We start from the raw sequence: 22866 nt of genomic DNA, 5'->3' as shown, positions 1-22866 counted from the left end.
AACAAGAAATTCGGTGATCACTCCGCCGGCTACACCATGACCGGCGCGCCGACCATCGTGAAGGATGGCAAGACCGGCAAGGTGCTGGTCATCCACGGCAGCTCCGGCGATGAGTTCGGCGTGGTCGGCAAACTCTTCGCCCGCGATCCGGAGACTGGCGAAGAAGTCTGGATGCGTCCGTTCGTCGAAGGCCACATGGGCCGCCTGAACGGCAAGGAAAGTACCCCGACCGGCGACGTCAAAGCGCCGAGCTGGCCGGATGATCCCAACCACCCAACCGGCAAGAAGGAAGCCTGGAGCCAGGGCGGTGGTGCGCCGTGGCAGAGCGCCAGCTTCGATGCCGAGACCAACACCATCATCATCGGCGCCGGCAACCCGGCGCCGTGGAACGGCTGGGCGCGGACCAGCGATGGCGGCGATCCCAAGGATTACGACAGCCTGTACACCTCCGGCCAGGTTGGCGTCGACCCCACCACCGGTGAAGTGAAGTGGTTCTACCAGCACACCCCGAACGACGCCTGGGACTTCTCCGGCAACAACGAGCTGGTGCTGTTCGACTACAAGGACAAGGACGGCAAGGTCACCAAGGCTACCGCCCACGCCGACCGCAACGGCTTCTTCTACGTGGTCGACCGCAGCAACGGCAAACTGAAAAATGCCTTCCCCTTTGTCGACAAGATCACCTGGGCCAGCCACATCGACCTGGAAACCGGTCGCCCGGTAGAGAATCCGGGGCAACGCCCGCCGAAGCCCAAGCCCGGTGAAAGCAAGGGTGAAGTGGTCGAAGTCTCCCCGCCGTTCCTCGGCGGTAAGAACTGGAACCCGATGGCCTACAGCCAGGACACCGGCCTGTTCTACGTCCCGGCCAACCACTGGAAGGAGGACTACTGGGCCGAGGAAGCCACCTACAAAAAAGGCTCCGCCTACCTGGGCATGGGCTTTCGCATCAAGCGTCTGTTCGACGATCACGTCGGCATCCTGCGCGCGATGAACCCGACCACCGGCAAGGTCGCCTGGGAGCACAAGGAGCGCCTGCCGCTATGGGCCGGCGTACTGGCCACCAAAGGCAACCTGGTATTCACCGGCACCGGCGACGGCTACTTCAAGGCCTTCGACGCCAAGAACGGTAAGGAGCTGTGGAAGTTCCAGGTCGGCACCGGAATCATCTCCCCGCCCGTCACCTGGGAACAGGACGGTGAGCAGTACATCGGCGTAACTGCCGGCTACGGCGGCGCCGTGCCGCTGTGGGGCGGCGACATGGCCGAGCTGACCAAACCGGTTGCCCAGGGCGGTTCCTTCTGGGTGTTCAAACTGCCGAGCTGGGACAAAGCCAGCGCCCAACGCTAAAGGCTGAACGCATGGCGCACCTGGTGCGCCATGCATGCTACCTGTGGGAGGGGCTTTAGCCGCGACTGCCTCACCCACCATCCCATTCGAGGACTCGCCATGAACTACCTGCCCCTGCTTATCCCGGTCCTGCTGCTGGTAATCGGCAGCCACGCCATCGGCGCCGAGACCGACAACGACGGAGTACCGCAGATCAACGGCTGCCGCATCGAACCCGACAGCCAATGCCCCAACGCCAACCTGCGCGGCGCCGACCTGCGCAACCTGGACATGCGCCGCATGAATCTTTCCGGCGCCGATCTTTCCGGCGCGGATCTGCGCCACGTCAACCTTGACCTGGCCAACCTGGAAAAGGCCAAGCTGCGCGGCGCCAAACTCAACCGCGCCAGCCTGCAACAGAGCAACCTGCGCCTGGCCGACCTGTCCGGCGCCAGCCTGGTGGCCATCAGCGGCTGGGGCCTGTTCGCCCAGGCCGCGCAGTTCGAAGGCGCCGACATGCGCGCCGCCAATCTGGAGTTCGCCCGCCTCTCCGGCGCCAAGCTGCACAACGTCCAACTGCAGGCGGCCAATCTGGAAATGACCTGGCTGAGCAAGGCCGATCTGAAAGATGCGCATCTGCAAGACGCCAACCTGCAGGAAGTGAAGCTCGGCGGCTCCAACCTGGAGAATGCCAACCTCACCGGTGCCCGCACCCGCTTCGGCAACTTCCAGGACGCCAACATGCCCGGCTGCGTGCAATGCCCCAAGGGCTGGGACTGAGCCGATCCCGCAAGAACACCCCTTACCGTAGGAGCGAGTGCCAACCTGAACACCCGAGCAACCCCCGTCTCAAAGGGCTTGAGCACGTAGGGTGGGCTTCAGCCCACCAACAGACAGTGCAACTAACGACAATCCGCGTTCTGGCGGGCTGCACCCGCCCTACGTTGTTCAACGCCCTCCTGTAGGAGCGGCTTCAGCCGCGATGCTCAAGAGCGCTTCGCGGCTAAAGCCGCTCCTACACCCCATGCGAGCACCAGATCGAACACCTCACACCAAAAACCTCGCTCTCCCGCCCAGCAGCAAAACAACCTGAACCATGCCCACCCAGGGCAATCCCTTCTTAGGAACAGCCAGATCGAGGCGGCAGCATCCAGGCCGTCATCAGTCATTGCCCAAGAGGGATCTGCCGTGACCACCACCACTGCAACTCCGCACGCCTACCCCAACATTCTCAGCCCCTTGCACGCCACCCTGCTGTGCGGCCAGGTGCCGCTGTTTCTCGGCGCCCTGATCGCCGACATCGCCTACTACCGCAGCTACCAGATCCAGTGGAGCAACTTCGCCTCCTGGCTGATCGCCGGCGCTCTGGTATTCGCCGGCCTGGCGATGCTGTTCGCCCTGGTCGGGCTATTCCGTCGACGCAATCCGCGCCCGCTCACCTACTTCCTGCTGCTCCTGGTTACCTGGGTGCTGGGCTTCATCAATGCGCTGGAGCACGCCAAGGACGCCTGGGCCGTGATGCCCATGGGCCTGGCTCTGTCGGTAATCGTCACCTTGCTGGCCATTGCCGCCACATGGGTCGGCATGGCCCGGCCACGCACAGGAGATGCCCGATGAAAACTGCCATCGCACTGACCGCCCTGCCCCTCGCCCTGCTGTTGACCGCCTGCGGCGAAGAGCCCGGCAGCAACCAGCAGTTCTACGGCGCCCAGCCGGACTTGCCCTCCCCCGAACGCGGCATCCTGCCGAGCATGACCATTGCAGAGCCGACGCCCTGGGGTGATCAACGACCGATCGTGCCCGAAGGGTTCAGCGTCACTGCCATCGCCACCGACCTGAAGATTCCCCGGCAAACCCTGGTGCTACCCAACGGCGACATCCTCGTCGCCGAGGGCCGTGGCGGTAACGCGGCCAAGCTAAAGCCCAAAGACGTGATCGCCGGTGTGATAAAGGCACGCGGCAACACCTCGGTGGAAAGCGGCAACCGCCTCACCCTGCTGCGCGATGCCGATGGCGACGGCAGCTACGAGCTGCAGACGGTGTTCGCCGAAGACCTCAACGCGCCCTACGGCCTGGCCCTGCACGAAGGCAACCTGTACGTGGCCAACCAGGACGAGCTGGTGCGCTTCGACTATGAAGAAGGCCAGACCTAGGCCAGCGGCCCGCCGAGCAAGGTCGCCGACCTGCCATCGGCGATCAATCACCACTGGACCAAGGCGCTGACCATCAGCGAAGACGGCCGCTACCTGTACGTCGGCATCGGCTCCAACAGCAACATCACCGAACGCGGCATGGAAGCCGAAGTCGATCGTGCTCTGGTGTGGCAGGTGGACGCCGAAACCGGCGCCCACAAGCCCTACGCCACTGGCCTGCGCAACCCCACCGCACTGGCCATCCAGCCGGGCACAGGCACCCTGTGGGCGGTAGTCAACGAGCGTGACGAACTGGGCGAAGATCTGGTGCCCGACTACCTCACCTCGGTACAGGAAGGTGGCTTCTACGGCTGGCCCTACAGCTACTTCGGCCAGCACGTCGACCCACGGGTAAAACCGCAGAATCCGGACAAGGTCGCCGCCGCCATCGAACCGGACTACGCCCTCGGCGCCCACGTTGCAGCCCTGGGCCTGGACTTCTCCAGTTCGGTGATGGGTGAGCAATATGCCGACGGCGTATTCGTCGGCGAGCACGGCAGCTGGAACCGCAAGAACCCGGTGGGCTACAAGGTGATCTTCGTGCCCTTCGAAAACGGCCGCCCTGCAGGCGACCCCATCGACTTCGTCACCGGCTTTCGCGATGAAGACGGCAAGACCCGTGGCCGCCCGGTGGGCGTCACGGTCGATCCGCGCGGCGCGCTGATCGTCGCGGATGATCTGGCGAATACGGTTTGGCGGGTGGTGAGGGAAGGCAGTGAGTGAGGCTAAGGGAAGCGATCTCCCCCATGGCTCCCACGCTCCGCGTGGGAGCTAGCCCGTGACGCTCTGCGTCGCCTGCTGACTCAGAGGTGCAATTCCCGGCAAGTGGACGCGGAGCGTCAAGGGCTGCATTCCCACGCAGAGCCTGGGAACAATCAATAACCGTGACGCCATGCATTGAGCTTCGTTAGTCGTTAGTGGGGCTCTCCATCGCCATTTCTAACATCCAATTGGTGATAGACCCGGTACTAACCAACTCAACACCGACAGGACTCAATGCCCTTTCTTCATACCATTCTTCCGGATCAAGCGAGTGCACCCTGATAGCGCTGCCATCCTCAAGAACCAAAAGCATAACTGGGACGTTCAACTTTGCGGCTTTGAACGGTTCGACCACCTCGTTTAGCTCACCTGGGTCAAAATCAACATCCCATCCCAGCATCAAAGTATCCGCCTGCGGCTTTTCGATACTTTCTGGAAGAGCTACGTACTCAAGCGCCAAGTAAAGCGGCTGCCATTGAGAAGCAACATCCTCAACAAAGACAGCTTTCTGTGCACTCAGATTAAGCTCGACCTGCTCCAACGTTGCCGCGTCAAGCTTATTCAGCAAAATGTAGAATTTTGTCTCCATCCAGACGAATCCTCCTATCCTCGGGAATTGATTGATAAATATTGTCTAAATAAGCTAGAAATTCAGGGCTAAAGGTGCGGGAAAAATACCGCTGACAGAAGTTTATAAAACCGGCATCAACATAAGCATCCGGGTGATTGGGCGCGCTGCCGAACAGGCCTTGTATAAGTAAAATAATATCCTCCTCACGACTGCCAAACTGCTTATGTAGCGCGGCAAAGCCCTTATCGAACTGATCGGAGAACAGCGGCCATAAACAACGGCTACTGTTCGCTTTATAGCTGATTCGAGATAGGAATCGATTGAACATTCTGATCAAGTTGTCCTCGCCTAGCCCGCAAACCAGCGAATCGGAAGGAGCCAGGCGCTCCAAGGCCAACATTATGTACTGCACTCTTGTGAAATACGCCTCACTCAGACTGAAGCTACCATTCAGATATGAAACAATTTGGCCAGCTACACTCGTTTGCACAGCTTTATTGTAGCGACCGAGTATCTGCACAAAAAAATCCACCGACACCTCGGGCGATGCCAGGCACAAGTAGGCAGGCACTAGATGGGTCAGGTCGTTCTCGCGCCGACCGCCCAATTCCGCCTCATCGTCCACCCCCTGTTCATAGGATTCTATTTCGCCCTTGAACATCAGGGTCTTCAAGGCTCGCGTAAAGCGCTTGCTGCGCTCGCCGAAAACGTCTTCCTCAAGTATCTCCCGATAGAGCGCCTTGCGCTCCTCGGTATTGAGAATGGTTACATCTTGGTAAACCCGTACCGACTCAGTCATCGTCGCACCCTATATAGTCCGCAAGCTTTTCGTCCGCATAGTCACGCCCCTTCTCAAGAAGCTCATCTGGAATATATTCGGTGATATCGATATCCAGACCCAACTAGACATTAGGCATCTTTACCGCCAGTTTCTGAAACTGCTCGACGGCTGCGCCGGTATCGCGCATCAGCCGCTTAATATCCGCCATATCGGCATCCGAATACTTCAGCGCCTTGAGCACTTGCTCAGCCATCGCTTCCTCATCGAATAACCCTTCACCAAGCAATGGAGCGGGATTTAACTTTTAGAGTCCGGTCTAACACCGCATGCCCGCCATAGCCCAGCGCCGCCAATCTACACCTATTCAATGACTTGCGGCGAGTCTGAAAGCTGTACCCAGCGTTAGCCAAACTGCGCCTTTTGCCGCAGGGATTACGGCTGTATGGGAGGCGGCTCAGCAAGCAGACCATTGCAGCCTGCCCTCAACTCTCAAGCACTCTCCAACCCCACCCTGACCACCCCACTATCAATCGCCAAATGCACCAGCTCCGCCTGCGAGGCGATCTGCAGTTTGTTCTTCACCAGGGTCTGGTAGTTGGACAGGGTCTTGGCGCTGATGCACAGCTTCTCGGCAATCTGCCTGGGTGGCAGGCCGCGGGCGAGCATGACGAAGATTTCAAACTCGCGCTGGGTCAGCTCACGCAGACGGGGGTCGAGGCCGTCGCTGCTTGCCGGATTGCAGGCCAGTTGGGTGGCCAGTTGCTGTTCAATATAGGCATGGCCGGCTGCGGTGCGTTTGACCGCTTCTACCAGCACTTCCGGTGAGGAGTTCTTGGTCAGGTAGCCGATGGCGCCGGCGTCCAGCGCCTGGCGCACCAGGGGCAGTTCGTCGTGCATGCTGAAGAACAGCACGCGCAGTTGCGGCAGGCGCTGACGTAGGCGGCGGGTGGTTTCCAGGCCGCTGATGCCGGGCAGGCCGATATCCATGATCACCAGGTTGGGAATCTCTTCCTGCACCCGCTGCAGGGCCTGTTCGCCGTCGCAGGCCTCGCGCAGTTGCACTTCCGGTAAAAGGGCGCGCAGCAGGCTGGCGTAGCCCTGGCGCACTACTGCGTGGTCATCTACCAGCAGAATCTTCATGACGTTGCCTCCAAGGGAATATTCAGGCAAAGCGCCCAGCCAGCTTGTGGGCGGCTGTGCAGGCGCAGTTCGCCGCCGAGACTGCGGCTGCGCTCGCGCATCGAGCGCAGGCCGATGCCCGGGCGCAGCGGCAGTGCAGTGCCCTGGCCGTTGTCGCGCACCAGCAGGCGCAAGCCATGGCCACGGCGTTGCAGGCGAATACGTACTTCGCTGGCATCGGCATGGCGGGCGACATTGGTCAACGCCTCCTGCACCAGGCGATAGAGATGGGCCTTGCTCGCCAACGGCAGGCTTGGCAGTTGTTCGCTCAGTTGCAGGCGGCAGCGAATGCCTTGCGCCTGCTGCCAGTCGGCGGCCAGTTGCTGCAGCGCCGGGCCGAGTTCCAGACGCTCCAGCACCACCGGGTAGAGGTCGCGGATCAGGCTGCGAAAGCCCTGCTGCAGGCGCTCGCAGTTGTCGTCGAGCAGGCGCGCGGTGTCCTGCACCTGCTGCGGCCGGTCGGCAATCACTTTGAGCAGACAGGCCTGGGCACGGATGCCACTCAGGTACTGGCCGAGGTCGTCGTGCAGGGTCTGGCCAAGGCGCGTGCGCTCGCGCTCCTGCAACGCCAGCAACGCCTGGGTCAGCTCGGCGTTGTCCGCCTGCACCTGTTGCAGGGTGATGGTCATCTCGTTGAAGTGCGCCGCCAGGTGTTTGGCCTCGGCCAGGCTGTGGTCATGCAAGCGCGTATCGAAGTGACCGGCGCCGACCTGGCGCAGGCCGGCGAGCAGTTCGTCCAGCACACACCGGGCCCGGCGCACGGCAAAGCGAATGGTCAGCAGGCTGAGGATCAGGGCGAAGGCGCTAAGCAGCAGCAGTTGCAGCAGCGAGTCGTAGATTTCCTCGATCTCGTCATAGGGATCGAGGGCAATACGCAACTCGCGGCCATCCTCCAGCGGCCAGGCATCGGCCACCAGTGAGGCCGAGCCCAGCAGGCGTTCGGCGATCCAAAGCTCGATGGCACTTTCGGTTTGCTGCTTGGGCTCTTCGCCCGGGCGCAGCCAGCTCACGCGGATATGCCGCAGGTTCTCGGTCAGCTCCGGACGCAGGCTGCCGGGGTTGCTGCGCGCCACTTCGCCCAGGTACTCGACCACCGCCTCGGCCGCCAGCAACTCGCGGCGCACGTCGTGGCCGGACTGGCGCAACAACAGCGCCAGCCCGGCCAGGGTGACCAGCACGAACAGCAGGCTGACGCCGAGGTTGATGCGACCGAGGGCGGTCATCTACTTGACCACGCTACTTGACAACAAAATGGCCGAGCATGCCCTTGCCCTCCAGGCCCTTGGCGTAGAAGCGGTATTTGCCCGGCTTGACCGGCAGGAAGAAGATCTCCGCCTCGCCGGCGTCCTCGAACTCCAGCTCGGTGAGGGTGATCGCCTTGATCTCCACACCGCCGGCCTCGACCTTGCGCAGATAGATGGAGGTGGCGAACTCAGGCGCCTGGAAGGCGTATTCCTTCTGTCCGCTGGCGATGATCTTGAGCTGGTAGGCCTGGCCGGTTTCCAGCTGGTATTCGGTCTGCGACATGAAGTAGTCGCTATCGTCGTTACCCAGCACCAGGTCAGGCAATGCCACCGGGCGGCGGGTCATATCACCGGCTGCATGCAGTTGATCGACACCGAGCAGGCTGATGATCAGCAACAGCGGCAGTAGCAGGGCCTTGAAAATACGCATGGCGTTCACCTGTTCTTGTTATTGGACGTCGCCTGCCATGCTAGGAAGTAAAGGCCCACACCGGGTTACTACCTTGGTACTGCCCAGCTGGTACTTTGGCATATTTCCCGCCAGATCCGGGCCGAATGCCCATCGCCCCTGCCCTACCCGCCACCAACGGCGCATCCATCCGCCACCATCGAACTAAATACCGCACGTACCCGGCTTGTTAGCCTAATTCACCGCTTCCACCCTCTGGAGTACCGCCATGCGTCATCTCGCCTGCCTGCTGCTGGGCACACTGCTGAGCACGCCGCTGAGTGCCGGCGACGACGAACAAACGCGTATCGCCCGCGAGATGATCCAGGTGCTGGACGCCTATGCGGTATACAAGATGGGCGACTTCGATGAGGCCTTAGAGCGCTATCGCCAGCTCGCCGAAGCCGGTAACCGCCAGGGCATGCTCAACCTCGGCAACATGTACGCCGCCGGTCTGGGCACCGCAGCCGACCTCGAGCAGGCGTTGACCTGGTACCAGCGCGCCGCCGATGCGGGTGACGCCATCGGCATGTACGAGGTAGCCCGCGCCCATGACCTGGGGCTGGGCACCGAGGCCGACCCGGACCAGGCGGCGCAGTGGTATCGACGTGCTGCCGAGCAGGACAACGCCGAGGCGCAGTGGACGCTGGGTGAACGCCTGTACAAGCAAGGCCAGCACAGTGCCGGGCTGAGCTGGATACGGGCCGCGGCCAGGCAGGGAGAACATCCGCAGGCCCAGCAGTTTCTCGCCAGCCGCGAAGGCAGCCGCACCACCATCACCCTGACCGAGCACGAACGCCGCGCCGCACTGGCGGCCCTCGCGACGGTCGACCAGGCAGCCCAACGCCAGGATGCCGAGGCACTGGTGATGCTGATCGACGATGACGCACAGATCCTGGTGCGACTGCCGCACGAGCGTAACTGGCAGCATCTGAGCAAGGCGCAGCTGCGCACGCTCTGGCAGCAGACCTTTGCCCAGGCCGACGAGTACAGCTACCAGCGCAATGAGCCCGAACTGATAAACGCAGGCGGCACTATCCTGGCCTTCTCGCTGATCCGGGAGAAGCTGAAACGCGGTGACCGGATACAGCAGCTGGAAATTCGCGAAGACGCCCAGTTACGCGTCCGCGACGGCAAGGCCAGCATCCATGGCCTGCGCCTGGATATCCGCCAACAAGGCGAGTGAAGGCCTTGAAGAACGGCCCTGAAGAGCTACGACCTTTGTACTAAGCCGGCGCGACCTTGGGCATATTTCCCGACCTGGCGACACTTCCTATGCTGGCGACAACCTCTGCAGGAGTCGCCCCATGCACCGGATCAGTTGCCGCCTGTTGTTCTGCCTCGTTGCCACACTCGGCCTGGCGACCAATGCCGCAGCGAACGACTTGCAGATACGCATCGGCTACCTGGGCCACCTGCCGCCGCACGGCCCGCTGCTGTCCAACGTCATCCCCGAACCAACCGATGCCGGCCGTCGTGGCGCCGAACTGGCGATCGCCGACAGCAACAGCACCGGACGCTTTCTCAAGCAGAGCTACAGCCTCGAGGCAGCCGAGAGCGAGGATGCGGCGACTCTACTGACCACGGCCGATGACCTGCATGCGCAAGGCATTCGCCTGTTCGTGGTCAACGCCCCCGCCGCGACCCTGCGCCAGCTCAGCCAGCGCCTGCCGGACAGCCTGCTGCTCAATGCCGGCAGCGCCGATGACGGCCTGCGCCGCGAGCAATGCCTGGGCAACGTGCTGCACACCCTGCCCAGCCGCGCCATGCTGGCCGACGCCCTGGCGCAGTTTCTCGCCGTGCGCAAATGGACACGCTGGCTGCTGGTAACCGGCGGCACCGAGGACGACATCGCTTACGCCGACGCGCTCAAGCGCGCCGCCAAACGCTTCGGCCACAAGATCGTCGGCGAGAAGCCCTGGAGCTTCGACAACGACCAGCGCCGCAGCGCCCAGGCGGAGATGCCGCTGTTCACCCAAGCCAGCGAGTACGACGTGGTGCTGGTGGCCGACGAGCGCGGCGACTTCGGCGAATACCTGCCCTACAACACCTGGTACCCGCGCCCAGTGGCCGGCACCCAGGGCCTGACCCCGACTGCCTGGCACAAAACGGTGGAAACCTTCGGCGCCGCGCAGTTGCAGAAACGCTTCGAAGAGCTGGCCGGACGCTGGATGAACGACCGCGACTTCGCCGCCTGGATGGCCGTGCGCAGCTTGGCCACGGCCATCACCAAGCAGCGCACCGCCGAGCCGCAGGGCATTCGTCATCTGCTGCTGAACGAACAACTACCGCTGGACGGCTTCAAGGGCCGCAAGCTGAGTTTCCGCCCGTGGAACGGCGAGCTGCGCCAACCGATTCCGCTGGTGCACCCGCGCGCGCTGGTCAGCACCTCGCCGCAGGACGGTTTTCTCCATCCGAGCAACGAAATGGACAGCCTCGGCTACGACAGGCCTGAGGTGAGCTGTGATCTGGCGGGAATACCTCTGTAGGAGCCGGCTTGCCGGCGATCATCGCAAGGTATCGCCCGCAAGCGGGCTCCTACAGAAAAGCAGAACACTTGTGGGAGGCGCTTCAGCGGCGACTGTCGCGGCTGCGACTGCAGGGATGCAGGAGGTAGAACGAAGCAGGATGCCCGAGTCGAAAGCCCCTCCCACAAAAGCAACGGCTACCAACCACTACAACAAGAGGATCAACCCCATGCGCCTGACCCGTCTCGCCTGTGCCGTCGCCTTCGGCCTGGCCTGTCACTCGGCCTTCGCCGCCACTGCCTACGTGTCCAACGAGAAGGACGACAGCATCAGCGTCATCGACCTCGACAGCCTGGAAGTCACCGCCACCCTGGCCGTTGGCATGCGCCCGCGCGGGCTGCTGCTGTCTTCCGACAATAAACTTCTGTACATCTGCGCCAGCGACTCGGACCGCGTGCAGGTGATGGACCTGGCCACGCGCAAGATCGTCAAGGAGTTACCCTCCGGCGCCGACCCCGAGCAATTCGCCCTGCACCCCAACGACCGCTGGCTGTACATCTCCAATGAAGACGATGCTCTGGTCACCGTGGTCGACGTGCAAAGCGACGAGGTGCTGGCGCAGATCGAAGTGGGCGTGGAGCCCGAAGGCATGGCGGTGAGCCCGGACGGCAAGTGGGCGGTAAACACCAGCGAGACCACCAACATGCTGCACTGGATCGACACCGCCACCAATCAACTGGTGGACAACACCCTGGTCGACCAGCGCCCGCGTCACGTCGAATTCGACAAGGACGGCAAACGCCTGTGGGCCTCGGCCGAAATCGGCGGCACAGTGACGGTGCTGGACGTCGACTCGCGCCAGGTGCTCAAGGTGCTCAACTTCGCCATCAAGGGCGTGCACCCGGACAAGGTGCAGCCGGTGGGGGTCAAGCTCACGGACGATGGCAAGTACGCCTTCGTCGCCCTCGGCCCGGCCAACCATGTAGCGGTGGTGGATGCCAAGACCTACGAGATTCTCGATTACCTGCTGGTCGGCCGGCGCGTCTGGCACCTGGCGTTCACCCCGGATCAGAAGCGCCTGCTGACCACCAATGGCGTCAGTGGCGACGTATCGGTGATCGACGTCGATACGCTCAAGGTGACCAAGTCGATCAAGGTTGGCCGCTATCCCTGGGGCGTGGTGGTCACGCCATGAATGCGCTGGAGGTGAGCGGCGTCGGTTTCGCCTATGGTGCCCGCCAGGCGCTCAACGACCTGGCCTTCGATCTGGCGCCAGGCCGCTTCGGTGCCCTGCTCGGCCCCAACGGCGCCGGCAAGTCCACGCTGATCGCCCTGCTCACCCGCCTGTACGACCTGCAGCAGGGCGATATCCGCATCTTCGGCCACAGCCTGCGCGAGCAGCCACGCCAGGCGTTGCGTCAGCTCGGCGTGGTGTTCCAGCAGAGCACGCTGGATCTCGACCTCTCGGTGCAACAGAACCTCGCCTATCATGCCGCGCTGCATGGCATGCCGCGCCGCGAGGCGCAGGCGCGTATCGACGAAGAGCTGTTGCGCCAGGATCTAGCCGAGCGTCGTCACGACAAGGTGCGCACGCTCAACGGCGGCCACCGCCGCCGCGTGGAGATTGCCCGCGCCCTGCTCCACCAGCCGCGCCTGCTGCTGCTCGACGAAGCCAGCGCCGGGCTCGACCCGGCCAGCCGCCTGGCGCTGGGCCGACATGTGCGCAACCTGTGCCGCGAGCAAGGTCTGTGCGTGTTGTGGACGACCCACCTGCTGGATGAGATCGAATCCAGCGACGACCTGCTGATCCTGCATCGCGGCGCGCGCGTGGCCTGGGGCAAGGCCAGCCAGTTCGGCGACGACCTGGTCATCAGCTTCGCCCGTCTGACCGGCGACGAGGCGCTGGGTCGTGGCCATGTACGTGAGGCGCTACGGCCGAACGGTGGGAGGGGCTTTAGCCGCGAGCTCTTCGATATCGTGGATCTCGCGGCTAAAGCCCCTCCCACCCCCCCCACAGACTCCGCAAAGGAGCCGCAACCATGACCGCCTATTGGGAATGCCTGCGTGGCATCGTCCTGCGCGAATGGCTGCGCTTCGTGTTGCAGCGCTCGCGCTTTCTCAGCGCCCTGGTGCGCCCGCTGCTCTGGTTGCTGGTGTTCGCCGCCGGTTTTCGCGCCGCGCTGGGCATCGCCATCATCGAGCCGTACGACACCTACATCACCTACGACACCTACATCGTGCCGGGCCTGGCCTGCATGATCCTGCTGTTCAACGGCATGCAGGGCTCGCTGTCGATGGTCTACGACCGCGAGATGGGTAGCATGCGCGTGCTGCTCACCAGCCCGCTGCCGCGTGCCTTCCTGCTGGTGGCCAAACTGCTGGCCACGGCGCTGATCTCGCTGCTGCAGGTCTATGCCTTCCTCGCCATTGCCTGGGTCTACGGCGTGCAACCTCCGGCCTGGGGCCTGCTCGCCGCGTTGCCGGCACTGCTGCTGGTGGCATTGCTGCTCAGCGCCCTGGGCTTGCTGCTGTCCAACGGCATTCGGCAGTTGGAGAACTTCGCCGGGGTGATGAATTTCGTCATCTTCCCGATGTTCTTCCTCTCCTCGGCGCTGTACCCGCTGTGGAAAATGCGCGAGTCCAGCGAGTGGCTGTACTGGCTGTGTGCGTTCAACCCCTTCACCCATGCGGTGGAGTTGGTGCGAAATGCGCTGTACCTGCGCCTGCATGTCGAGGCGCTGGCGGTGTGTACCGGCCTGACGCTGGTGCTCACCCTGCGCGCCGTGGCCAGCTTCAACCCGCAACACGCGGCGCTGCGCAAGGCGGGCTGAAACCAGCAATGCACTTGATCGTTGCTCTCGCTCCACGTGGGAATGGCTCTGCGTCCGCTGCCGAATGCAGCCCAAATCCGTAGGGCGGGTGCAACCCGCCGTCGCGCGATTGGCGGGTTGCACCCGCCCTACGGACGTCTCAACAGCCCCTCTACTACTTTGGTACTGGTTTTCCTCTCCAACGTAGAATTTCCAAGCCTGCGACCATGGCCTGTAATACCGCCACAATAATAAGTAGAGACCTTGCCATGAAGTACCGTCTGCCCGTGCAAGCAGGCCTGATGCTCGCCTCGGTGTTACTGGCCTGCCTTGCGCAAGCCGAAGATCTGTTCGACGCCGATGGGTATCGCAGCAGCCAGTACCGCAGCCCGACACCGTCAACGCTTGAAGGTGTCCAGATTCTCGATACTCCTGCTCTGAAAAAACTACTCGACGAACGCCCCGATGTTCAACTGATCGATGTCTATCGTCAGCTGTGGCGCCATGATCGCTTCATCGAAGAAGAGCCCCACGCCAACATCCCCGGCAGTCTGTGGCTACCCAACACCGGCAGCGGCAACCTGGAAACGCTATGGCTGCGCTACTTCACCCACTACCTGAGCCAGGCCAGTAAAGGCGATCTGAACAAGCCTTTGGTTTTCTACTGCCGCCCCGACTGCTGGCCGAGCTGGAATGCCGCGCGCCGCGCCCATGCCATGGGCTATCGCCAGCTCTACTGGTACCGTGATGGCATCGACGCCTGGGAGCAGGCCGGCCTGCCGATGGCGCCTGCTCAACCCGCCGAACTGCCTGCCGCTTTCTTCACGCCCACTGCCACACCATAATCACAACAACGAGGTGCAAGGCCATGTACAAGATTCTGATTGCCGACGACCATCCGCTGTTTCGTGAAGCCATCCATAACGTCATCGCCGACGGTTTTCCCGGCAGCGAGATCATGGAAACCGCTGACCTGGACAGTGCCCTGGAGCTGACCCAAAGCCACGACGACCTGGATCTGATCCTGCTCGACCTGAACATGCCCGGCATGCACGGCCTGGGCGGGCTGATGAACCTGCGTAACGAGGCGCCGACCATCCCGGTGGTGATCGTCTCCGCCGAGCAGGACAAGCAGATCGTGTTGCAGGCCATCACCTACGGCGCAGTGGGTTTCATCACCAAGTCCTCGCCGCGGGCGCAAATGACCGAGGCCATCGCGCAGATTCTCGACGGCAACGTCTACCTGCCCCCGGACATCATCCGCTCACAGAAGAGCGGCGGCCATCGCCACCACCCCGACCACCACAGCATCTCGCCGGAACTGCTGCAGGCCCTGACGCGCAAGCAGCTGCTGGTGCTCGAACGCATGACCAAGGGCGAATCGAACAAGCAGATCGCCTACAGCCTGGATATCGCCGAAACCACGGTCAAAGCGCATGTCTCGGCCATCCTGCGCAAGCTGGGCGTGCACAACCGCGTGCAGGCGATCCTCTCGGCCGGCGATATCGACTTCGCCTCCTACCTGCGCCGTTAGCGTCCGACAGGTTGGCTGTCATTCCCGCGCAGGCGGGAAGCCAGAATTCAAGAAGCACCTGGGCTCCCGCCTTCGCGGGAGTGACGAACGATGCGCAGGCAATTTGTGAAGCAGCCAGCAGGCCCACCATGCGTTATGTCGAGGTCAAGACAGCAGAGCAACAGGCGAGCCACTCGGTGCATCGGATCAGAGGCTGACTGATGAAGGCTCGAACAGCATTAGTCACAGCGACACTACCGTTTCTGAGCAGAATGAAGCCTGGCCATGGGTAGGGTACGCCGCTCCCTACTACTGCTTGAACTCGAACTGCAGCTCAGCGCCTTCGATGGAATCCCAGTAGTCGTCCACTCGCTCATTGCTGATCAGCCGACCGCTGATCTGGAACGGGCTCTGGACTTCGGTTTTCTCACCAAACAGCGGCGGCAGCAAGGGAGAGAAATCCTCGCGGGTTTCACTTTCCAGCGCCTGCTCGAACAGCTCCTGCGGCACGCTCAGATCCAATGCCAATTTCGATTCAGGCTCCACCGGCTTGGGCTGTGGCGCTACAACAGGCTTGGGCTTGGCGACGACGGGCGATTTGGCGGCGGGCACGGGCTTGCTTTCAACCACCTTGGCAGGCGGTGCTGGTTCGACAGGCTCTGGCTTGGCGACCTCGGCAACGGGCGCAGTAGCAGTGACCACTGCCGGCGCTGGCGCGGGCTGCTGTGCAACGGGTTCCGGCTCACGCTCACAGGCGCTCAGCCAACCCAGGCACAGCAATAGAAGAATGGACTTACGCATCATGGGACAAGGGCAGCTCGATCAGTACGCGCCCATGTTCCTCCGCCTGGGCGCGCCTGACAAGCCGACTTACACGACCTTTACCTCGTGCCTCATTCACGCGGCGACTCGGTGGCCAGATGAGCGAGCTCAGCCTCGATATCCAGGTGTGGATAGTCGGCCTTTAGCTGCTCCAGCAACCGCTGCGCCTCCTCCTGCTCACCCGCCTTGCGCAGCTCCAGCAGACGCAGCAGCGCCTCGCGCGGTTCGCTCTGGATCACCAGTTCGGCCATGGGTGCCAGCGCAGCGCCACTGGCCATCGGGGCCTCAGCCATATCGGCAGACGGCGCCTGACGTGCCATGGCCTGGCTTGTCATGCGTTCCTGCGGGGCAGCCACAGGTGCAACCGTCTCCTGCTCTGGCCCACGCTTGGCCGCCATCGGCGCCGGTGCGACGGGGCTCATCGCCACGCTGGGTGGTACAGCATCGAAAGCCTCCGGCGTCTGCTCCAGGGTGTGCCAGGTCAGGCTGACGCCGATGCCGACGCAAGCCAGCCCGGCCACCGCCACCGACCAGCGCTGGCGGCCACTGCCGAACAGCCATTGATGCAGGCGCTGCGCCCAGCCGGATTCAGCCGTGCCGGACTGCTGCGCTTCACGGGCGGCCGCACTGGCCGCCGCCAGGATGCGCGCATCCAGCTCGGCCGAGGGTTCGCCGCTGCCATGGGCACAGAAATGCGCCAGCAGCGCCTGCTCGTGATCCAGAGGTTCTCGTTGATCTTTCATGCGGACAACTCCTCGGTGGCCAGCAGCCGGCGCAGCTTCTGCAGGGCATAGCGCAGACGGCTCTTGACCGTCTCGGCCGGCGTGCGGGTCAACTCGGCAATCTCGTTCAATTCCAGGTCGCCATGGGCGCGCAGCAGGAACACTTCGCGCTGATCTTCCGGCAGGTCGGCCAACGCCGCCTGCAGCCGCTCACTGTCGCGACTCAGGCTCCACTGCTGTTCCGGACCGGGTTGCGGATCGGCCTGGGCATGCTGGCCTTCATCGTATTCGTCATGCCCGGCCTGATGGCGGCCCGTCTTGCGCCAGTGGTCGATCAGGCGGTTGCGCGCGATCTGGTACAGCCAGGTCTTGAACAGCACCGACTCGCGCTGCTCACTCTGGCTGCGGATCAGGCTCACCCAGGTTTCCTGGAACACTTCTTCGGCCAGGGCGTGATCGCCGCACAGGCCGAGCAGAAAGCGAAACAGGCCCAGCCGATGGCGCTGGTAGAGCGCGTTGAAGGCCGCGGCATCGCCGCGACGGTAACGCCGCAACAAAGCGGCGTCGTCATCCATGAGGGGTGCGTTCACTGCTGAACTCGTGCTGGCGTGGAGCCGGAAGTGTGCAGGCTCTGGGCGATTTCGGCCAGTTGGATGAATTCGCCGCGCAGGCCGAAGCGATCCTCACCCTTGGCCGAGCGCGCCAACTCGATACTCTGCGCCAGATCGAAGTCGCCCGTGTAGCGCCCACCCTTGAGCTGCTGGGCGAAGGCGGCTACCGCTGCGGCGAAGCGCAGGTCCTCGCTGGCAGCCGCAACCGGCTTGGCCTCGCCGCGTGCGATAGGCCGCTCCAGCAGCCGGCTGGATGCTTCCCCCGGCGCCTTGTAGCGAATCCGCAACCAGGCCAGTTCGCCGCTCTTGCTCGCAGGCTGGGCACTGGCCTGATAACGCAGCGGCTCCAGCCAGCCTTTGCTGCCCGCCGGGACGATCTCGTAGAGCGCAGTCACGGTGTGCCCGGCGCCAATATCACCGGCATCGACCTTGTCGCTACTGAAGTCCTCGCGCTTGAGCGCACGGTTGTCGTAGCCCAGCAGGCGGTACTCGCTGACCTCGCTCGGGTTGAATTCCAGTTGCAGTTTCACGTCGCTGGCCAAGGTGGCCAGGGTCGAGCCGAGCTGATCGACCAGCACCTTGCGCGCCTCGCGCAGGTTGTCGATGTAGGCGTAATTGCCGTTACCAGCGTCGGCCAGCTGCTCCATCAGGCGCTCGTTGTAGTTGTCCACGCCAAAACCCAGGGTGGTCAGCGAGACGCCGCTCTTGCGCTTGTCGGCAGCCAGTTGCTTGAGGCTGTCGAAGTCGCTGATGCCGACGTTGAAGTCGCCATCGGTGGTCAGCAGGATGCGATTGATGCCGCCATCGATCAGGTGCTTGCCCGCCTGCTGGTAGGCCAGTTGGATGCCCGACTCCCCGGCCGTCGAACCACCGGCGCTGAGTTGATCGATGGCCGCACGGATCTTCGCCTTGTCGCTACCGGGCGTGGAATCGAGCACCACCTGGCAGTCACCGGCATAGGTGACCAGCGAGACGCGATCCTGCGGGCGCAACTGCTCGACCAGCAATTTCAGGGTGCCCTGCACCATCGGCAGGCCTTCGCGGCGATGCATCGAGCCGGACACATCGACCAGAAACACCAGGTTGGCCGGCGGCAGCTCCTCAACGCTGCGATCCGACGCCTTGATGGCGATGCGCAGCAGGCGCGTTTGCGGATTCCACGGCGTCACCGCCAGTTCAGTGCTGACGCCGAAAGGCGCATCGCCCTGCGGCAACGGGTAGGCGTAGGGAAAGTAGTTGACCAGTTCCTCCAGACGCACGGCGTCCTTCGGTGGCAGTTGCCCGCCGTTGAGGAAGCGCCGCACGTTGGCGTAGCTACCGGTATCGACGTCGATGCTGAAGGTGGATACCGGCGTCTCGGCGACAGCGAACACCGGGTTGTCGGCGTAGGCCTGGTACTGCTCGCGCGATTCGTCACGGTAGCCCGGCGGCAGGATATCGGCGATGGGAGACGGTGCGTGAGCCAGGGTCGACATGCGCTTCTGGCTGGCCTCGACATGCATCTCGGCAGCCGCAGGCGCAGCCAGGCGTTCACGTACGAGTGACGGCGCCGGCTCCGAGTTGGTCTGGGCTTCCGGCTCCGGGCCAGAGGCGCTGCAGGCGGCAAGCAACAGCACGGTACCCGCGGAAAAACCGACGGCGAACGGACGAACGAGCAACAAGGAATAAACGGGCATGGTGCACCTCCTGAGCAATGGCACAAGACCTTCGCTCAGGTAGACGCAGCCCTGAGGTGAATCGGGTTAAACCAGAACGTGCCTGTTCAACCTTCCCACGAATCGCCCGCCTCCTGGCACAGCTGCGTGGCCAGCATGCCCAACGTCATCAGCGCCCTCTCCGCCTCACGATTCCATGGAATGCCGCAGTTGAGGCGCACACAATGGTTGAACTGTTCGGTATTGCTGAAGATCAGCCCGGGGGCGATGGAAATGCCCTGCTGCAGCGCGCGCACGTGCAGATCCTTGGTGTTGACCCGCGCCGGCAGGCTGACCCAGAGGATGAAGCCGCCCTTGGGCCGGGTCATCTGCGTACCGACCGGGAAATACTGCTGCACCGCCAGCTGGAAGGCGCTGAGGTTCTTGCGGTACTCCTGACGGATATGCCGCAGATGGCGGTCATACCCGCCATTTTCCAGGTAGGCCGCCACCGCCATCTGGGTGACGCTGCACGCCGAATGGGTGGAGAAGGTCTGCAGCCGCTGGATCTCGTCCTGATACTTGCCGGCGACGATCCAGCCGATGCGCACACCGGGCGACAGCGTCTTGGAGAAGCTCGAACAATAGATCACCTGGCTGTCGCGATCATGGGATTTGAGCGCCTTGGTCGGGCCCTGTTCGAACATCAGTTCGCCGTAAATATCATCTTCGACGATCTGGAAATCGTAATCGCCGGCCAGGCGCAGCAACTGGCGCTGACGCTCCTCGGGGATGGTGCCACCCAGTGGATTGGATAGGCGTGCCGTCAGCACCAGTGCCTTGATCGGCCACTGGTTGGCCGCCAGTTGCAGCGCTTCGAGGCTGATGCCGGTGGTCGGATCGCACGGGATCTCGATGACCTTGAGGCCGAGCAGATCGGCCAGTTGCAGCAGACCATAGTAGGTCGGCGACTCCACCGCGATCAGGTCGCCCGGCTTGGTCAACACGCGCAGGCTCATCTGCAGCGCATCGACACAGCCATGGGTGATCACTACCTCGGACGGATCGACCACCACACCGGCATCACGCATGCGAATCGCCACCTGGCGGCGCAACGGTTCGAAGCCGGGGCTGAACATGTAGCTGAAAGCGCGCGGGCTGTGAAAACGGGTGACCTTGGCCAGTTGCTGGTGCAACGCTCGCACCGGCAAATAGTCGACATGCGGCACCGCGGCGCCCAGCGGAAATACGCCCTCACGACGCGACTCGGTGAGGACCTGGTTGATGATGCTGGCGCGGGTGACCAGACCTGGTCGCTCGACCTTGGCGATGTCCGGCGTCGGCGCGGTCAGCGCTGGCGTCTGGTGCACGTAGAAGCCGGATTGCGGGCGTGCACGAATCAACCCCTGATCTTCGAGGTTGGCGTAGGCCTGCAACACCGTGGCGTGGCTGACATTGAGCTGCGCACTCATCTTGCGCACCGAAGGCACGCGCTCGCCGGGCTGGTAGACACCGCGACGAATATCTTCGGCCAACTGCTGGGCGATACGTTGATAGAGCAGCAGATTGGTCATAGCGGTATCCTCCGGGTCACTGGAGCATAACAGTAACCTATTGCTACACAATTGTACCGGCACAGATAGGATCTGTTTTCCCCTTACGCCATTGCTTGCCAACCGTGCACGGCATCGTCGCCATTTCAGTGCATAAAAAACCTCGGACTCTGCCGGGGTTCTGTCAGGCATTTCGCTCAGCGCTCGGCACCAAGCTGGCCTCGCTCGTCGGAGAAGACGATTTCCACCCGCCGATTCTGCGCCCGGCCACGTGCCGATGCATTTTCCGCAACCGGGAAGTCGACACCGTAACCGACGACCTGAATACGCTTGGCTTCCACGCCCAGATCCACCAGCAGATCGGCCACAGCCTGCGCGCGCGCGCGCGACAGTTCGAGATTCTCGGCGGCATCACCGGTATTGTCGGTATAGCCTTCGATCCGCACTCGGCGCTGCGGATTGATCTGCAGGAACTGCACGAGCTTGAGCGCCGTACGGTTGGCTGCTGGTTGCAGATCGGCGCGACCGGCGTCGAACAACATATCGCCCAGGGTCATCACCAGGCCGCGCTCGGTCTCGTTGGCGGCGAGTCTGACCATCTGCTCTTCCAACCAGTCGTTGTGCTGCTGCACGCTCATCAGCTTGGCTTCGCGCAAGGTCAACTGCAGACGCTGGCGTTCCAGCTCGAGCTTGGCTGCGCGTTCCTGGTTGAGACTGATATCGCTGTGTTGCCGGGCGATCTCGGCATAGCGCTGGCTAAGGTAGGCGTAATGACGCACATCGTCGCCACTGCCCCAGTAACTGGACAGGCGCTCAGCACGGCCCAGCAATTCGCCTGCGCGAATCACGTCCTTGGGTGCGGCGCGCAGCACACTGGGATCTTCCTTGACCGACTGAAAACTCAGACGCGCTTCTTCCAGAGCCTGCTCACTCGCCAACTGACTGGACGCACAACCACTCAACAGCGTACCGACCAGCATCAGACCGCCCAGATGACCAAAAGTCTTCATCACATGGCTCCCAGTTGCTGGCGCAAACGGCCGATGCGTTGATGGAGTTCGGTCAGTTGCTCCCGACCTTTGGCATTGAGGTGCTCAGCTTCAGCCAGGCGCGCATCCAGCTCGGCCTGTTCGGCCAGCAGGCGCGCCTGCTTGTGTTCACCGTCCTGCATGGCCGCCTGGGCCTGCGCGAACTTCTCTTCGGCCTGGTGAAGTGACGCGGATTGTTCGCTAACCACCCCCAGGGATTTGGTCTGCGCCAACGCCTGTTCGGTCAGCCGCATCTGCTCGGTGGGAGCAGGATCGCTGGCGCAGGCTGTCAGGCCCAGCGCCAGCAGCAAGGGAAGGGTTCGATTGATCACGAAAATTTCCTACTGAGTGACGTCGCCAACCGGATCAGGCTGCATCTGCTGCGCCTTCCACAGATCCAGATTGCGTTGCAGGAACTGCTCAGGCAGCCCGGCGGCGACCATTTCTGTCATCTTCCGCGCCAGTTGGCCACGCAGCCAAGGCTCGTTGCACGCCGAATTGTGCGACAAGGTAAGGTAGAGGCCTTCGCTGGAAATCGGCGGATCCAGTACCTCCAGATCATCGTCCATCCCCAGCGTCTCGGCGAGCGCAAGGCCGGGGTAGCGCTCGTAAAGCACGTAGTCGGTGCGACCGAGCAACAGCTTCTGGAAAGCCTGCGTCAGGCTGGAGACACCCTCCAGCTTCAGGTTTTGCTTGGCGAAGGCGTCGAACTGCTGGCCGAAGCTATTGCCCACCAAGGTGTCGCCGGTATGCCCTTGCAGGTCGATCCAGCTGCCGTAGGGAAAGGCCTCTCCCTTGCGCACCCAGACCACACTCGGCGTGAAGAAGAATGCCGGGTGCACGTAATCCATGTTCTCCAGACGCGGTAGCGTCAGAAACGCCCCTGCCAGCAGGTCGACACGGCCGGTACGCACTTCGTCCTGCGCGCGCGACCAAGGCCCGGTGTAGATCACATCGACCACCACGCCCAGTTCCTTGGCCAGATGCTTGAGCAGGTCGGCATTGGCGCCGATCAGCTGCTGTGGATTCTGCGGGTCACGCCAGAGATAAGGGGGATACTCCGGGTTGCCGGTCGCCACCAGGCGCTCGCACTTACCGGCAGCCAGAGCAGAGGCTGGCATCAGAGCCAGGGCGCACCACAGCAACAGCGACTTAAACAGACAACGCTCTGGCATTGGCTAATCTCGGTTTATGCGTTGATC

Annotated in this window: 24 protein-coding genes and 2 pseudogenes; 12 read left to right on the top strand and 14 right to left on the bottom strand. The window is 62.9% G+C overall.

Features of this window, described 5'->3' with window-relative positions; genetic code table 11:
* The 4 genes and pseudogenes from exaA to N5J71_RS16935 form a co-directional block, all read left to right on the top strand.
* Positions 1-1347 (top strand): quinoprotein ethanol dehydrogenase (gene exaA / locus N5J71_RS16950; RefSeq protein WP_279917275.1); only part of this gene is annotated, 1347 nt, incomplete at its 5' end.
* Positions 1348-1446: 99 nt separating this feature from the next.
* Positions 1447-2106 (top strand): pentapeptide repeat-containing protein, encoded by a 660-nt coding sequence (locus N5J71_RS16945; RefSeq protein WP_084341925.1) that lies wholly within the window; start codon positions 1447-1449, stop codon positions 2104-2106.
* Between the two features lie 408 nt (positions 2107-2514).
* Positions 2515-2943 carry a DUF2231 domain-containing protein gene (locus N5J71_RS16940; protein ID WP_279917274.1) on the top strand — a complete coding sequence of 143 codons (429 nt, stop codon included), beginning with the start codon at positions 2515-2517 and terminating at the stop codon, positions 2941-2943.
* A pseudogene (locus N5J71_RS16935) lies at positions 2940-4241 on the top strand (PQQ-dependent sugar dehydrogenase). Before N5J71_RS16940 ends, N5J71_RS16935 begins: the two are co-directional and overlap by 4 nt.
* Positions 4242-4425: 184 nt before the next feature.
* Here the strand turns inward: N5J71_RS16935 and N5J71_RS16930 are convergent.
* From N5J71_RS16930 to N5J71_RS16905, 6 genes are all read right to left on the bottom strand, one after another.
* Positions 4426-4869 (bottom strand): hypothetical protein, encoded by a 444-nt coding sequence (locus tag N5J71_RS16930; protein ID WP_279917273.1) that lies wholly within the window; start codon positions 4867-4869, stop codon positions 4426-4428.
* On the bottom strand, positions 4838-5650 hold the full coding sequence (locus tag N5J71_RS16925; RefSeq protein ID WP_279917272.1) for a hypothetical protein: 813 nt from the start codon (positions 5648-5650) through the stop codon (positions 4838-4840). The genes N5J71_RS16930 and N5J71_RS16925 overlap by 32 nt, the downstream gene beginning before the upstream one ends.
* 103 nt (positions 5651-5753) lie before the next feature.
* Positions 5754-5885 (bottom strand): hypothetical protein, encoded by a 132-nt coding sequence (locus N5J71_RS16920; RefSeq protein WP_279917271.1) that lies wholly within the window; start codon positions 5883-5885, stop codon positions 5754-5756.
* Between the two features lie 236 nt (positions 5886-6121).
* On the bottom strand, positions 6122-6772 hold the full coding sequence (locus tag N5J71_RS16915; protein ID WP_079783509.1) for a response regulator transcription factor: 651 nt from the start codon (positions 6770-6772) through the stop codon (positions 6122-6124).
* On the bottom strand, positions 6769-8034 hold the full coding sequence (locus tag N5J71_RS16910) for a HAMP domain-containing sensor histidine kinase (protein WP_279917270.1): 1266 nt from the start codon (positions 8032-8034) through the stop codon (positions 6769-6771). The genes N5J71_RS16915 and N5J71_RS16910 overlap by 4 nt, the downstream gene beginning before the upstream one ends.
* Positions 8035-8047: 13 nt before the next feature.
* A complete protein-coding gene (locus tag N5J71_RS16905; protein ID WP_116618858.1) occupies positions 8048-8485 on the bottom strand; it encodes a cupredoxin domain-containing protein in 438 nt (145 codons plus the stop codon).
* A gap of 247 nt (positions 8486-8732) precedes the next feature.
* On the opposite strand from N5J71_RS16905, the gene N5J71_RS16900 reads away from it, so the two are divergent.
* From N5J71_RS16900 to N5J71_RS16865, 8 genes and pseudogenes are all read left to right on the top strand, one after another.
* Positions 8733-9689, top strand: coding sequence for a tetratricopeptide repeat protein (locus tag N5J71_RS16900; RefSeq protein ID WP_279917269.1), 957 nt, complete (start codon positions 8733-8735; stop codon positions 9687-9689).
* A gap of 121 nt (positions 9690-9810) precedes the next feature.
* Complete coding sequence (locus N5J71_RS16895) at positions 9811-10992, top strand: ABC transporter substrate-binding protein (RefSeq protein ID WP_206408023.1); 1182 nt, start codon at positions 9811-9813, stop codon at positions 10990-10992.
* 208 nt (positions 10993-11200) lie between these two features.
* Positions 11201-12166, top strand: a complete 966-nt coding sequence (locus N5J71_RS16890) for a YVTN family beta-propeller repeat protein (RefSeq protein ID WP_039964712.1) — start codon at positions 11201-11203, stop codon at positions 12164-12166.
* A complete protein-coding gene (locus N5J71_RS16885; RefSeq protein WP_279917268.1) occupies positions 12163-13014 on the top strand; it encodes an ABC transporter ATP-binding protein in 852 nt (283 codons plus the stop codon). Before N5J71_RS16890 ends, N5J71_RS16885 begins: the two co-directional genes overlap by 4 nt.
* Entirely contained in the window at positions 13011-13802 is a 792-nt protein-coding gene (locus N5J71_RS16880) for an ABC transporter permease (protein ID WP_257598480.1), read from the top strand. The genes N5J71_RS16885 and N5J71_RS16880 overlap by 4 nt, the downstream gene beginning before the upstream one ends.
* Before the next feature lie 248 nt (positions 13803-14050).
* A complete protein-coding gene (locus N5J71_RS16875) occupies positions 14051-14626 on the top strand; it encodes a PQQ-dependent catabolism-associated CXXCW motif protein (protein WP_279917267.1) in 576 nt (191 codons plus the stop codon).
* 23 nt (positions 14627-14649) lie between these two features.
* Entirely contained in the window at positions 14650-15315 is a 666-nt protein-coding gene (locus N5J71_RS16870) for a response regulator transcription factor (RefSeq protein WP_074859020.1), read from the top strand.
* A gap of 89 nt (positions 15316-15404) precedes the next feature.
* Positions 15405-15506: pseudogene (locus tag N5J71_RS16865) on the top strand (IS110 family transposase); the annotation flags it as partial.
* A gap of 97 nt (positions 15507-15603) precedes the next feature.
* Here N5J71_RS16865 and N5J71_RS16860 read toward each other — a convergent pair.
* The 8 genes from N5J71_RS16860 to N5J71_RS16825 form a co-directional block, all read right to left on the bottom strand.
* Complete coding sequence (locus N5J71_RS16860; protein ID WP_003461147.1) at positions 15604-16098, bottom strand: hypothetical protein; 495 nt, start codon at positions 16096-16098, stop codon at positions 15604-15606.
* A gap of 89 nt (positions 16099-16187) precedes the next feature.
* Positions 16188-16859, bottom strand: coding sequence for a hypothetical protein (locus tag N5J71_RS16855; protein ID WP_003461146.1), 672 nt, complete (start codon positions 16857-16859; stop codon positions 16188-16190).
* Positions 16856-17428 (bottom strand): RNA polymerase sigma factor, encoded by a 573-nt coding sequence (locus N5J71_RS16850; RefSeq protein WP_039964710.1) that lies wholly within the window; start codon positions 17426-17428, stop codon positions 16856-16858. Before N5J71_RS16850 ends, N5J71_RS16855 begins: the two co-directional genes overlap by 4 nt.
* Positions 17425-19125 carry a vWA domain-containing protein gene (locus N5J71_RS16845; protein ID WP_074859022.1) on the bottom strand — a complete coding sequence of 567 codons (1701 nt, stop codon included), beginning with the start codon at positions 19123-19125 and terminating at the stop codon, positions 17425-17427. The genes N5J71_RS16850 and N5J71_RS16845 overlap by 4 nt, the downstream gene beginning before the upstream one ends.
* Positions 19126-19211: 86 nt before the next feature.
* A complete protein-coding gene (locus N5J71_RS16840) occupies positions 19212-20657 on the bottom strand; it encodes an aminotransferase-like domain-containing protein (protein ID WP_074859025.1) in 1446 nt (481 codons plus the stop codon).
* 176 nt (positions 20658-20833) lie between these two features.
* Positions 20834-21646, bottom strand: coding sequence for an OmpA family protein (locus N5J71_RS16835; protein WP_003461138.1), 813 nt, complete (start codon positions 21644-21646; stop codon positions 20834-20836).
* Positions 21646-21996: a DUF4398 domain-containing protein gene (locus tag N5J71_RS16830; protein WP_003461137.1), complete on the bottom strand. Its 351-nt coding sequence runs from the start codon at positions 21994-21996 to the stop codon at positions 21646-21648. The genes N5J71_RS16835 and N5J71_RS16830 overlap by 1 nt, the downstream gene beginning before the upstream one ends.
* Positions 21997-22005: 9 nt before the next feature.
* Complete coding sequence (locus N5J71_RS16825; RefSeq protein WP_003461136.1) at positions 22006-22839, bottom strand: substrate-binding periplasmic protein; 834 nt, start codon at positions 22837-22839, stop codon at positions 22006-22008.
* Positions 22840-22866: the final 27 nt, after the last annotated feature.

It is taken from the genome of Ectopseudomonas oleovorans (genome assembly GCF_029845265.1).
In the GTDB taxonomy this organism is placed as follows: domain Bacteria; phylum Pseudomonadota; class Gammaproteobacteria; order Pseudomonadales; family Pseudomonadaceae; genus Aquipseudomonas; species Aquipseudomonas oleovorans.
This window is presented reverse-complemented; position numbering and strand designations above follow the sequence as displayed.

What these genes read in the sequence shown, in the direction of transcription:
- N5J71_RS16930 (WP_279917273.1), bottom strand. Translation starts at nt 4,869, where the DNA reads ATGGAGACAAAATTCTACATTTTGCTGAATAAGCTTGACGCGGCAACG.
- N5J71_RS16920 (WP_279917271.1), bottom strand. Translation starts at nt 5,885, where the DNA reads ATGGCTGAGCAAGTGCTCAAGGCGCTGAAGTATTCGGATGCCGATATG.
- N5J71_RS16885 (WP_279917268.1), top strand. Translation starts at nt 12,163, where the DNA reads ATGAATGCGCTGGAGGTGAGCGGCGTCGGTTTCGCCTATGGTGCCCGC.
- N5J71_RS16900 (WP_279917269.1), top strand. Translation starts at nt 8,733, where the DNA reads ATGCGTCATCTCGCCTGCCTGCTGCTGGGCACACTGCTGAGCACGCCG.
- N5J71_RS16855 (WP_003461146.1), bottom strand. Translation starts at nt 16,859, where the DNA reads ATGAAAGATCAACGAGAACCTCTGGATCACGAGCAGGCGCTGCTGGCG.
- N5J71_RS16825 (WP_003461136.1), bottom strand. Translation starts at nt 22,839, where the DNA reads ATGCCAGAGCGTTGTCTGTTTAAGTCGCTGTTGCTGTGGTGCGCCCTG.
- N5J71_RS16915 (WP_079783509.1), bottom strand. Translation starts at nt 6,772, where the DNA reads ATGAAGATTCTGCTGGTAGATGACCACGCAGTAGTGCGCCAGGGCTAC.
- N5J71_RS16880 (WP_257598480.1), top strand. Translation starts at nt 13,011, where the DNA reads ATGACCGCCTATTGGGAATGCCTGCGTGGCATCGTCCTGCGCGAATGG.
- N5J71_RS16870 (WP_074859020.1), top strand. Translation starts at nt 14,650, where the DNA reads ATGTACAAGATTCTGATTGCCGACGACCATCCGCTGTTTCGTGAAGCC.
- N5J71_RS16860 (WP_003461147.1), bottom strand. Translation starts at nt 16,098, where the DNA reads ATGATGCGTAAGTCCATTCTTCTATTGCTGTGCCTGGGTTGGCTGAGC.
- N5J71_RS16905 (WP_116618858.1), bottom strand. Translation starts at nt 8,485, where the DNA reads ATGCGTATTTTCAAGGCCCTGCTACTGCCGCTGTTGCTGATCATCAGC.
- N5J71_RS16895 (WP_206408023.1), top strand. Translation starts at nt 9,811, where the DNA reads ATGCACCGGATCAGTTGCCGCCTGTTGTTCTGCCTCGTTGCCACACTC.
- N5J71_RS16925 (WP_279917272.1), bottom strand. Translation starts at nt 5,650, where the DNA reads ATGACTGAGTCGGTACGGGTTTACCAAGATGTAACCATTCTCAATACC.
- N5J71_RS16840 (WP_074859025.1), bottom strand. Translation starts at nt 20,657, where the DNA reads ATGACCAATCTGCTGCTCTATCAACGTATCGCCCAGCAGTTGGCCGAA.
- N5J71_RS16845 (WP_074859022.1), bottom strand. Translation starts at nt 19,125, where the DNA reads ATGCCCGTTTATTCCTTGTTGCTCGTTCGTCCGTTCGCCGTCGGTTTT.
- N5J71_RS16890 (WP_039964712.1), top strand. Translation starts at nt 11,201, where the DNA reads ATGCGCCTGACCCGTCTCGCCTGTGCCGTCGCCTTCGGCCTGGCCTGT.
- N5J71_RS16910 (WP_279917270.1), bottom strand. Translation starts at nt 8,034, where the DNA reads ATGACCGCCCTCGGTCGCATCAACCTCGGCGTCAGCCTGCTGTTCGTG.
- N5J71_RS16875 (WP_279917267.1), top strand. Translation starts at nt 14,051, where the DNA reads ATGAAGTACCGTCTGCCCGTGCAAGCAGGCCTGATGCTCGCCTCGGTG.
- N5J71_RS16835 (WP_003461138.1), bottom strand. Translation starts at nt 21,646, where the DNA reads ATGAAGACTTTTGGTCATCTGGGCGGTCTGATGCTGGTCGGTACGCTG.
- N5J71_RS16945 (WP_084341925.1), top strand. Translation starts at nt 1,447, where the DNA reads ATGAACTACCTGCCCCTGCTTATCCCGGTCCTGCTGCTGGTAATCGGC.